Here is an 11,521-nt window from a genome sequence, read left to right on the forward strand (position 1 = left end):
GGCCAGGCTGTTGCCGCTAACTTGCCGCCAGGCGCCAGTGCAACGGTGAGCCCTGGAGAATCTGCGCAGACATGGGTACTGAACAACGCGCAACTGGACGTGTTGCCTGGCGGGGAGTCGTTAGGGATCAGGGCACAAGCACGCTCCGTCGTACGACTGAATGGCGCAACAGTCACCGGTGGATCTCAGATAGGGGTGAATCTCTCGCAGTCCGAAGGCATCATCAGCGACACTACGATTACTTCGGCCAGCAATGCCGGCCTTTCGCTCATAAAACCTATCGGCAGCACAGAAACTGCATCAACAGTCACGCTCACCAACAGCCGCATTACCGGAATTGGTAGAGGAATTAACGTCTCCAGTCGCAGCGGTATCACCCTCGAAAACTCTCAGGTAGCCGCAAGCGGCAGCGTCGGCGCCTCCGTCGCCAGCAGTGGCCTGGGCATCTCATTGGTCGGCGGTGAAGCGGTAGTGCGCAACAGTAGCGTCACGGGCAGCAACCACGCCGTGGGAGTTTTCGTCGACGCGCTCGATAGCCCAGCACCGCGCCTGGTACTGGACAATGCCAGCCTGACTTCGCAGGAAGGCAGTGGCATCGTGGTCAGCAACTTCGGCACACTTCCCGTTACGGCAGTAATCTCGATTGGCAATGGTTCGACAATTTCCGCGGCCAACCAGACCCTGATTGAAATTGGATTGCCGGGCGACCCCGTCGACGCAGTTGCGCAGGCCTCGATCACCATCGATGCCAGTAGCCTGTCGGGCAACATCCTGGCCGCCAACGGCGCTATCGCCGACCTGACGATGGTCCAAGGCGCCTCGCTGACCGGTACGTTGGACAACCTCAGAAGCCTGTCGATGAACGCCAGCACGGTCAACGGCACACTCAACGAGCCTAGCGGCTCCACCGCTACCGCAACACTCGCGGCAGGCTCGGTGTTCACCGGCAACCTCAACAACCTCGCCAGCCTCAGCCTCGACGCCAGCCGGATAAACGGCGATGTGAATTCTGCCCCGGGCAACCAGACGGCGGTGACGTTGAACAATGCGTCCCAACTCAACGGCTCGGTGAACAACGTCGCCAGCCTCAGCCTTGATCAAAGTCAAATGACCGGTGATGCACGATCCGTCGAGACGTTGAGCCTGGCTAAGGGTTCACGCCTGCTCGGTACCGTGCACGACGTCAACAGCATGAGCATCGATGCCACTTCGACCTTTGCCATGGTCGGGGACTCGACAGTGGGAGCGCTTTCGCTCAACGGCGGCACCATCGATATGCGCGCGGGCGACGGCACCTTCCACAACCTGATCGCCAGCAGCATGAGCGGCACTGGCAGCTTCCGGCTGGGCACCGACCTGGCCGGGCACATCAGTGACAAGGTGAACATCGAGGGGCAAGTGGAGGGGAACTACGGCCTGAGCGTGCAGAACACTGGCGTTGACCCGTTGGAAGAGGATTACGCGCTGCGCGTTGTACACACCGGTGGCGGCGCGGGGCAGTTCACTGTGCTGAACAAGAACGGCCTGGTGGATGTCGGAACCTTCTCCTATCACCTGGAGCAACGTGACACTGACTGGTACCTGGTGCAGAACGCCGATACGCCAATCATTTCGCCCAGCGCACAAACCGCCATTGCCGTATTCAGCGCCGCCCCGACCGTCTGGTATGGCGAACTGAGCAGCCTGCGCAGCCGCATGGGTGAGCTACGGGGTGGGCGTGGCCAGGGTGGAACCTGGGTACGCACCTACGGCAACAAGTTCGAAGTTTCGGCCACCGATCAGGTCAACTACCAGCAGACCCAGTATGGCGTTTCGTTCGGCGTGGATACACCGCTACCGGCCGAGGATGGTCAGTGGCTGGTGGGGGTGATGGGGGGCTATAGCGACTCACAGTTGAACATGCGTCTGGGCAGCAATGGCCGCGTCAACAGCTACTACCTCGGCCTCTACAGCACCTGGCTGAACAATGACGGCTACTACCTCGATGCAGTACTCAAGGCCAACCGTTTTAGCAACAAGGCGGATGTACGCATGAACGACGGCGAGAAGGCCAAGGGCGACTACGACAACTTTGGTATCGGCGGTTCGGTGGAAGCTGGCCGGCATATCCAGTTCGACAACGGCTGGTTCATCGAGCCTTATGCCCAGGTGGCCGCCCTGTGGGCAGACGGCAAACACTATGAGCTGGATAACGGCATGCAGGTTAGCAGTAACAGAGCCGACTCGCTGCTGGCCAAACTTGGCACCCATGTCGGCCGTACCATTGCGCTGCCCTCGGGTGGGTTCGTGCAACCCTATGTGAAGGTGGCGGCGGTACAGGAGTTTGCGCGTAACAATACTGTGAAAGTCAATAACACAGAGTTCCAGAGTGATCTTTCCGGCGGGCGGGGCGAGTTGGGCGTCGGTGTCGCGCTGCAGATGACTGAAGCGCTACAGGGGTATGCTGATTTCCTCTACAGCGATGGCCAGAACATCACTCAGCCCTGGGGAGCCAACGTCGGCATACGTTATGCCTGGTAGTGGATGGCCGAGTAGGGCTGGGGTGAATCTATCAGGCTTTTCCTACGCAAGCAGGGGTTATTCCTACAGATAGTGGTGCTTGTTTCCTATGAAATCTCGCTTCCTTTTTTGGACGAGAACTGATCATGAAACATAAGCACGCCCCTTTGTATCTGGCACTGGCTACTTTACCCCTGGTAGCCATTCCAACCATGGCCGAGGATTTGATCGTCCCTCCGGGTGAAACGGTCGACGTCAGGCCCGGGGACCCGATGCGCGGATACAAGTTAGGTGCCGATGCAACCCTCAATGTTCACAATGGTGCTGTGACTAATCAAATCGATACAGAGCACTCGACGGTGAACATGAGCGGTGCCAGCCTGAATGCCACGGGCATTGGTCTGCGCTTGAGAAACAGCCACGGCGTCATCGACGGCAGTTCCATCATTGCCGTAGCAGATCCGTCACGCCCCCTTGCTCAAGCCTTCGGCGTGCACATTCACGGTATCGAGGACCCCTCCAGCGCCCGCATCAGCAACAGTTTCGTATCGGGTGTTGGACGCGGTATCAATGTCACCGGCAATGGCTTACTCGACCTGGCCAACACCCGTGTCGAAGGGCTGGCTGGAGCGCCTGGAGCCGACGTCATTACCGGAGGCGTCGGGGTTGTGGTCGCTGGCGCAACGGTCTCGATTCGTGAAGGTAGCCAAATAGTGGGCGATAACAATGGTGTCGTGATCTTCAGCTCCAGCCTGCAAGACGGCCCAACGCAGAAGTCACATCTAGTGCTCGATCAGTCATCGGTCAGCGGTGGCGAAGGCAGTGCTATCAGGGTATTCAACGGCACCCGTGCCGAAACTCCGGTAACCATCGAGATCAACAATGGCACAACCTTGCTCGGTGGTAACGGTGTAATTCTTGAACTGGATGAAATGACCGGGGCTAATGTATCGGTCAACGCGAGCCAGCTCGAAGGCGATATCGTGGCAAATGAAGGCTCGACCCTGAACCTTGCCCTGGCCAACCAGGCCAGCCTTACCGGCACCATCACCAATGCCAGCAACATGGCAATAGACGGCAGTTCCCTGTGGACCATGACCCGCGACTCCACGGTCGGCAGCCTGGCCTTGAACGGCGGCACGGTGGACCTGCGCGGTACGGACGGCAATAGCAGCTTCAACCGCCTGCAACTGGGCGAGTTGTCCGGCAACGGTACCTTCATGCTCGGCACTGACCTTGCCAACCAGCAAGGCGACTTCCTCGACGTCACCGGCACGGCCAGCGGCGAGCACAAACTGCTGGTAGAAAACACCGGTACCGACCCCAGCGCTGAAGTCACTGCCCACCAAGTGGTACACACCGGTGAAGGCAGCACCTCGCAATTTGGCCTGATCGGCGGCCAGGTGGACTTCGGTACTTTCGCCTATGAGCTGGAACAACAGGGCGACGACTGGTTCCTGGTACGCAAGGGTGACACCACCACCCCGGGCACCCGATCCGTCACCGGCCTGTTCAGCGCCGCGCCCACCGTGTGGTACGGCGAATCGACCACCCTGCGCTCGCGCATGGGCGAACTGCGCAACGGCCAGGAAAAAGGCGGTGGCTGGGTGCGCACCCATGGCAACAAGTACAAGGTGGAGGCCGGTGCCGGCGCCGCGTATGACCAGGTGCAACAAGGCATCGCCTTTGGTGCCGATGCGCCTCTGCCGACCAGCAATGGCCAGTGGCTGGTGGGTGTGATGGGCGGTTACAGCCGCTCTGACCTGGACCTGACCGGTGGTACCTCCGGCAAGGTCGACAGCTTCTACGTGGGTGCCTACACCACATGGCTGGCGGACGACGGTCTGTACATCGATGCGCTGATCAAGGCCAACCGCTTCCAGAACAAATCGGACGTGCGCATGAGCGATGGTCGCAAGGCCAAAGGCGACTACAGCAACAACGGCATCGGCGCCACCGTCGAAGTGGGCAAGCATATCAAGCTGGACGATGGCTGGTTCGTCGAACCTTATGCCCAGGTGTCGACGCTGTGGGTCGACGGTGCCAGCTACGAGCTGGACAACGGCATGCGTGCCAGCGCCAGCACTGCCGACTCGCTGCTGGGCAAGGTCGGCAGCCATGTGGGCCGTACCTTCCCGCTACGTGATGGTGGCTTCGTGCAGCCTTACGTGAAAGTGGCGGCAGCGCATGAGTTCGCGCGCAACAACCAAGTGAAGGTCAACAACAACAAGTTTGACAATGACCTGAGCGGCAGCCGCATCGAACTGGGCGCCGGTGTAGCGGCGCAGGTGACCGACAGGGTGCAGGTACAGGCCGGCTTCGACTTCATGAAAGGCAAGAATATCGAACAACCATGGGGAGTTAACCTGGGTGTCCGTTACAACTTCTGATCTGCAGGGGCCGCGAGGCCCCTTCTTTCTGCCTAAAGCTCAGCCATACCGGGCCGATAACCCGGCATCCCCCTATTGCAAACTTACCTGAAGGTCGCCAATGGCCACGCACAATGCCCGCGCGGACTCGCTATCCCTGCTGCTGTTCACCCTGCGCAGCGGCAAGCTGATGGCAATCAACCTGCTCAAAGTCAGCGAGATCATCCCCTGCCCGCCACTGACCCGGCTGCCCGAGTCGCACCCGCACGTGAAAGGCGTGGCGACCTTGCGCGGTAACCCACTTTCGGTGATCGACCTGTCCCGCGCCATCGGTGAACGCCCCCTGGCCGACCCCGACGGTGGCTGCCTGATCGTCACCGAGATCAGCCGTTCGCGCCAAGGCCTGCAGGTGCAGGCGGTGAGCCGCATCGTTCATTGCCTGAGCACCGACATCAAGCCGCCGCCCTTTGGTTCCGGCAACCGCTCGTTCATCACCGGTGTGACCCGGGTGGACAACACCCTTGTGCAGGTACTGGACATCGAGAAGGTCATCCACGCCATCGCCCCGCCCGAGCCTGATTCGGCCCCCGGTGTGTTGAGCGAAGAGGATGCCAGCCTGCTGGCCGCAGCCAACATCCTGGTGGTCGATGACAGCCAGGTGGCGCTGCAGCAGTCGGTGCACACCCTGCGCAACCTCGGTATCGAGTGCCACACCGCGCGCAGTGCCAAGGATGCGATCAACGTGCTGCTGGAACTGCAGGGCACCGCGCAGGAAATCAACCTCATCGTCTCCGACATCGAGATGTCGGAAATGGACGGTTATGCCTTTACCCGTACCCTGCGCGAAACGCCGGATTTCCAGCACCTGTATGTGCTGCTGCACACCTCGCTGGATAGCGCCATGAGTGCCGAGAAGGCCCGGTTGGCAGGAGCCAATGCCATCCTCACCAAATTCTCGTCGCCCGAGCTGACCGACTGCCTGGTGGTGGCGGCGCGCACTGCGGTGTTTGCCGAGCATTGACGGCCAAGCTGATATATTCAGCGACAAACTCCCTGGCTTGTCGCCGGGGATGACTGGGGCATAATTCGCGCCCCTTAAAAGCTTTTCCGGAATTTGCGCATGAAGCTTTTCAGCTTTCTCCTGATTGCCTGCGCCGCCTTCAGCGGCGCTGCCCAGGCCTCCAGCAGCCAGGCCTGGAACGAACAACGCCAGCAGATGCTCAAGGCCTGCCTGGCCGCCAGCCAGTTCAAGGATGCCCACGCCCGCGGCAAGCCCGCGGAATTCGATGACCAGGTTGGCTTCAGCGCCCTGGTCGTCGAAGGGGTCTACCCGCAAAAGCACATGCAGCAACGCACCGGCACCGAGCTGTGCCTGTACGACCGCCAGCAGCAGCGCGCCTTCGTCAGCGAATGGAACCCTGACGCCAAGTGACCGATAGCCTGCGTTTTGCCTGTACCGGCTGCGGAAAATGCTGCACCGGCCACCATGTACCGCTGACGCTGGACGAGTCGCGCCGCTGGGCACACTCCGGCGGCCAGGTGGTGGTGCTTATCGAGGCTTTCGTGGTGGATGGGCCGGGGATGCCGGCGGACCAGCGTGAACATGTCCTGCGGCGCTCCTACCCGGTGCCATGCGGGGCCAGCGAAATGCGCGTTTCGGTGACCTTCGCCGCATTCAACCCTGGGCGTTGCCGTAACCTCGACGACAATGATCTGTGCACCATCTATGAGACTCGGCCTCTGGTCTGTCGCATCTACCCGGTGGAAATCAACCCGCATATCCCGCTGCGGCCAGAAAACAAGGATTGTCCGCCAGAGGCCTGGGAGCAAGGGCCTGAGCTGATTCACGGCCAATTGCCAGTCGACCCGCAATTGGCCGCTCTAGTCCAAGCTTCGCGCCAGGCCGACCGCGACGACATCGCTGCCAAGGTCGCCGTGTGCCAGGCGTTGGGGATGACGACCAGTGCGTTGAAGGGTAATGGATTTACAGCGTACTTGCCGGAGATGACGGCGTTTGCCGCGGCGCTGGCGCACCTGGCGGACGGGCAGCAAGGTTCGTGGAGCCTGCACGTCGAGGATGATGATCTGACAGTGAAGCTACGGGCGCTTGGTCTTCAGTTGACAAGCGAAGCGCCGACCTACTACGCCTTCATCGGTTTTTGATAGTCAGTACCGGCCTCTTCGCGGGGCAAGCCCGCTCCCACGGATTCACCGCTGTACCAGCAAGCGGCGCTGTACCTGTGGGAGCGGGCTTGCCCCGCGAAGAGGCCGGCACTGAATCAGCACTAAACTGTCAGCGCTGTCAGCCAGCGGTCACGCTGCCGACCCGGTTCGGGGGCTATAAGCTTGAGTACTGTCCCGCAATTTTCATCCATTGGCCAAGGTCCCCGCCCCGATGCGACGTCCTTCCCGCTCTCTCATTCTCGCCAGCCTGGCACTGTTCGCCCTGGTGGCCCTGGGCATCTGGTACGGCCAACGTCACGAAGCCCCCACTGCCCACGCCCAAACCGCTATCCCAGTACGTGTGGTCAGCGTCGCCCAACAGGACGTACCGCGCTTCGCCAGTGCCATCGGCTCGGTGCTGTCACTGCACAGCGTCGAGGTACGGCCGCAAGTGGAAGGCATACTGACCCAAGTACTCGTCAAGGAAGGCCAGTGGGTCAAGCAGGGCGATCTGCTTGCCACCCTGGACGACCGCAGCATTCGCGCCAGCCTCGACCAGGCCCGCGCCCAACTCGGCCAGAGCCAGGCACAGATCCAGGTAGCCGGTGTCGACCTCAAGCGCTACCGCCTGCTCAGCAGCGATAACGGCGTATCCAAGCAGACCCTCGACCAGCAACAGGCGCTGGTCAACCAGCTGCAGGCCACGGTCAAGGGCAACCAGGCCGCCATCGCCAACGCCGAAGTGCAGCTGTCCTACACGCAAATTCGCTCGCCGGTCACCGGGCGTGTCGGCATCCGCAATGTCGACCCCGGCAATCTGGTGCGCACCAGCGACAGCCAGGGCCTGTTCAGCGTCACCCAGATCGACCCGATTGCCGTGGAGTTCTCGCTGCCGCAACAGATGCTGCCGACCCTGCAAGGTCTGCTCAAAGCACCGAAGCCAGCACTGGTGCAGGCCTTCATGGACGCCGATGGCGAACGCAACCTGTTGGGCGAAGGCCGCCTGGCGCTGATCGACAACCAGGTTTCGACCAACACCGGCACGGTGCGGGTCAAGGCCGAGTTCGACAACAAGGACGGCCGCCTGTGGCCGGGGCAGCTGGTCACCGTGCGCCTGCGCACGGCCATGGACGAGAACGCCCTGGTAGTGCCACCCACCGTGGTGCAGCGCAGCATCGATGGCCACTTCGTCTACCGCCTCGACGGCGACAAGGTCACCAGCGTGCCGGTCAAGGTGCTGTACCAGGACAGCACGCTGAACATCGTCGCCGGGGTCAAGGCCGGTGACCAGCTGGTGCTCGATGGCCAGTCGCGCCTCAAGCCCGGCTCGCGGGTCGAGATCACACCGGACGCGCCCGCGCCTGCCGAAATGGCTGACCGCAGGAGCCAGCCATGAACAGCCGCAATGGCGTCTCGGCCTGGTGCATCGACCACCCCATCGCCACCCTGCTGCTGACCTTCGCCCTGGTGCTGCTGGGGGCCATCGCCTTCCCGCGCCTGCCCGTCGCGCCACTGCCCGAAGCGGACTTCCCGACCATCCAGGTTACCGCCCAACTGCCCGGTGCCAGCCCCGAGACCATGGCTTCATCGGTGGCCACGCCCCTGGAAGTGCAGTTCAGCGCCATCCCCGGCATGACCCAGATGACCAGCAGCAGTGCGCTGGGCTCGACCACCCTGATCCTGCAGTTCACCCTCGACAAGAACATCGACACCGCCGCCCAGGAAGTCCAGGCGGCGATCAACACCGCCACCGCGCGCTTGCCCCAGGACCTGCCCAGCCCGCCGACCTGGCGCAAGGTCAACCCGGCCGACAGCCCGGTGGTGATCCTCACGGTCAGCTCCGCGCAGATGCCTGGCAACGAACTCAGCGACTACGCCGAAACCCTGCTGGCGCGCCAGCTCAGCCAGATCGACGGGGTCGGCCTGATCAACATCACCGGGCAATTGCGCCCAGCCATTCGGGTGCAGGCACAGCCGGAAAAACTCGCGGCCATCGGCCTGACCCTGGCCGACGTGCGCCTGGCCATCCAGCAGACCAGCCTGAACCTGGCCAAGGGCGCGCTGTATGGCGAGCACAGCGTGTCGACCATCGCCGCCAACGACCAGCTGTTCCACCCCGAAGACTATGCGCAGCTGATCGTCAGCTACCGCGATGGCGCGCCGGTGCACCTGAAGGACGTGGCCAAGGTCATCAACGGCGCCGAAAACGCCTATGTAAAAGCCTGGTCCGGCGAGCAGCCGGGCCTCAACCTGGTGATCTTCCGCCAACCCGGCGCCAACATCGTCGACACCGTGGATCGGGTGCTCGACGCCCTGCCGCGCCTGCAGGAGATGCTGCCGGCCTCGGTCGAGGTGTCGGTGCTGCAAGACCGCACTCAGACCATCCGCGCCTCGCTGCACGAGGTTGAATTGACCCTGATGATCGCCGTGGTGCTGGTGATCGGGGTCATGGCGTTGTTCCTGCGCCAGTGGTCGGCAACGTTCATCGTATCCAGCGTGCTGGGCGTTTCGCTGATCGCCACCTGCGCCCTGATGTATGTATTCGGCTTCAGCCTCAACAACCTGACGCTGGTGGCCATCGTCATCGCCGTTGGCTTTGTGGTCGACGATGCCATCGTCGTGGTGGAGAACATCCACCGCCACCTGGAGGCCGGCGACGACAGCCGCACTGCGGCGCTCAAGGGGGCCGGCGAGATTGGCTTCACCGTGGTGTCGATCAGCTTCTCGCTGATCGCCGCGTTCATCCCGCTGCTGTTCATGGGCGGCGTGGTCGGCCGGCTATTCAAGGAATTCGCCCTCACCGCCACCGCCACCATCCTCATCTCGGTCGTCGTGTCGCTGACCCTGGCCCCGACCCTGGCGGCGCTGTTCATGCGCCGCCCGCCTGGCGACCACGAAGGGGGCTTCGGTCATCGCCTCGTGGGTTGGTACGAAAAAGGCCTGGACCGCGCCCTGGCCCACCGGCGTATCACCCTCGGCGTGTTCGGCATCACCCTGGCGCTGGCCGTGGCCGGCTACATGGGCATCCCCAAAGGCTTCTTCCCGCTGCAAGACACCGGCTTCATCCTCGGCACCACCGAGGCCGCTGCGGACGTTTCCTACCCGTCGATGATCGAAAAGCATCTGGCGTTGGCGAAGATCATCGGTGACGACCCGGCAGTGCGCGCTTATTCACACTCGGTCGGGGTCACCGGCAGCAACCAGACCATCGCCAACGGCCGCTTCTGGATTTCGCTCAAGCCGCAAGGCGAGCGCGATGTCTCGGCCAGCGAATGGATAGACCGGATGCGCGCCAAGCTTGCCCATGTGCCAGGCATCGTCCTTTACCTGCGCGCCGGGCAGGACATCAACCTCAGCTCCGGGCCATCGCGCACCCAGTACCAATACGTGCTCAAGAGCAACGACGGCGTGGCTCTGAATCTGTGGACCCAGCGCCTGACCGATCGCCTGCGCGAAAACCCGGCGTTCCGCGATTTGTCCAACGACCTGCAACTGGGCGCCAGCGTCACCCGCATCGACATCGACCGCCAGGCCGCGGCGCGCTTCGGCCTGACCACCACCGACGTCGACCAGGCGCTGTACGACGCCTTCGGTCAGCGGCAGATCAGCGAATTCCAGACCGAGACCAACCAGTACAAGGTGATCCTCGAACTGGATGCCCAGCAACGCGGCAAGGCCGAGAGCCTGAATTTCTTCTACCTGCGCTCGCCACTGACCAACGACATGGTGCCGCTGTCGGCCCTGGCGCATGTCGCCGCGCCCAGCACCGGGCCGCTGTCGATCAGCCATGACGGCCTGTTCCCGGCCGCCAACCTGTCGTTCAACCTGGCCCCCGGCGTGGCCCTGGGCGATGCGGTGCAGATCCTCGAACGCACCCAGCGTGAACTGGGCATGCCGGACTCGATTGCCGGCAATTTCCAGGGCGCCGCGCAGGCGTTCCAAAGTTCGCTGTCGAGCCAGCCGTGGCTGATCCTCGCCGCACTGGTGGCGGTGTACATCATCCTCGGCGTGCTCTACGAGAGCCTGGTCCACCCGCTGACCATCATCTCCACCCTGCCCTCCGCGGGCCTGGGCGCGGTCATCCTGCTCTGGGCCAGTGGCCAGGACTTCAGCATCATGGGTCTGATCGGCATCGTGCTGCTGATCGGCATCGTCAAGAAAAACGGCATCCTGCTCATCGACTTCGCCCTGGAAGCCCAGCGCCACCACGGCATGACGCCCGAGCAGGCGATCCGCCAGGCCTGCCTGGTGCGCTTCCGCCCGATCATCATGACCACCCTGGCCGCACTGCTCGGCGCAGTGCCGCTGATGTTCGGCTTCGGCGCCGGTGCCGAGCTGCGCCAGCCGCTGGGCATCGCCGTGGTCGGTGGCCTGCTGGTGAGCCAGGCCCTGACGCTGTTCACCACCCCGGTCATATACTTGGCCCTGGAGCGCCTGTTCCACCGCCGCCAGGCCGCCCCGGCGGTCGCGCCAAGTACCCACTGAGACAA

Annotated in this window: 7 protein-coding genes; all 7 read left to right on the top strand. The window is 62.7% G+C overall.

Annotated features, from left to right (window positions below; translation table 11 throughout):
- Positions 1 to 195: 195 nt before the first annotated feature.
- The 7 genes from ACIPZF_RS08435 to ACIPZF_RS08465 all read left to right on the top strand — a co-directional run bounded on the left by ACIPZF_RS08435 (position 196) and on the right by ACIPZF_RS08465 (position 11,516).
- Positions 196 to 2,520 (top strand): autotransporter outer membrane beta-barrel domain-containing protein, encoded by a 2,325-nt coding sequence (locus ACIPZF_RS08435; protein WP_400797609.1) that lies wholly within the window; start codon positions 196 to 198, stop codon positions 2,518 to 2,520.
- Between the two features lie 125 nt (positions 2,521 to 2,645).
- A complete protein-coding gene (locus ACIPZF_RS08440; protein WP_400797611.1) occupies positions 2,646 to 4,889 on the top strand; it encodes an autotransporter outer membrane beta-barrel domain-containing protein in 2,244 nt (747 codons plus the stop codon).
- Between the two features lie 100 nt (positions 4,890 to 4,989).
- The gene (locus ACIPZF_RS08445) at positions 4,990 to 5,889 is read left to right on the top strand and encodes a chemotaxis protein (protein WP_400797613.1); all 900 of its coding nucleotides are present in this window, start codon (positions 4,990 to 4,992) and stop codon (positions 5,887 to 5,889) included.
- A gap of 99 nt (positions 5,890 to 5,988) precedes the next feature.
- Positions 5,989 to 6,300 (top strand): hypothetical protein, encoded by a 312-nt coding sequence (locus ACIPZF_RS08450; protein ID WP_400797616.1) that lies wholly within the window; start codon positions 5,989 to 5,991, stop codon positions 6,298 to 6,300.
- Complete coding sequence (locus ACIPZF_RS08455) at positions 6,297 to 7,031, top strand: YkgJ family cysteine cluster protein (protein WP_400797619.1); 735 nt, start codon at positions 6,297 to 6,299, stop codon at positions 7,029 to 7,031. The genes ACIPZF_RS08450 and ACIPZF_RS08455 overlap by 4 nt, the downstream gene beginning before the upstream one ends.
- A 232-nt stretch (positions 7,032 to 7,263) precedes the next feature.
- Positions 7,264 to 8,427: an efflux RND transporter periplasmic adaptor subunit gene (locus tag ACIPZF_RS08460; RefSeq protein WP_400797622.1), complete on the top strand. Its 1,164-nt coding sequence runs from the start codon at positions 7,264 to 7,266 to the stop codon at positions 8,425 to 8,427.
- Positions 8,424 to 11,516 (top strand): multidrug efflux RND transporter permease subunit, encoded by a 3,093-nt coding sequence (locus tag ACIPZF_RS08465; protein WP_400797625.1) that lies wholly within the window; start codon positions 8,424 to 8,426, stop codon positions 11,514 to 11,516. Before ACIPZF_RS08460 ends, ACIPZF_RS08465 begins: the two co-directional genes overlap by 4 nt.
- The last annotated feature ends 5 nt before the right edge of the window (positions 11,517 to 11,521 follow it).

It is taken from the genome of Pseudomonas sp. NPDC089752 (assembly GCF_044748725.1).
Lineage (GTDB): Bacteria > Pseudomonadota > Gammaproteobacteria > Pseudomonadales > Pseudomonadaceae > Aquipseudomonas.

What these genes read in the sequence shown, in the direction of transcription:
- ACIPZF_RS08460 (WP_400797622.1), top strand. Translation starts at nt 7,264, where the DNA reads ATGCGACGTCCTTCCCGCTCTCTCATTCTCGCCAGCCTGGCACTGTTC.
- ACIPZF_RS08465 (WP_400797625.1), top strand. Translation starts at nt 8,424, where the DNA reads ATGAACAGCCGCAATGGCGTCTCGGCCTGGTGCATCGACCACCCCATC.
- ACIPZF_RS08440 (WP_400797611.1), top strand. Translation starts at nt 2,646, where the DNA reads ATGAAACATAAGCACGCCCCTTTGTATCTGGCACTGGCTACTTTACCC.
- ACIPZF_RS08445 (WP_400797613.1), top strand. Translation starts at nt 4,990, where the DNA reads ATGGCCACGCACAATGCCCGCGCGGACTCGCTATCCCTGCTGCTGTTC.
- ACIPZF_RS08450 (WP_400797616.1), top strand. Translation starts at nt 5,989, where the DNA reads ATGAAGCTTTTCAGCTTTCTCCTGATTGCCTGCGCCGCCTTCAGCGGC.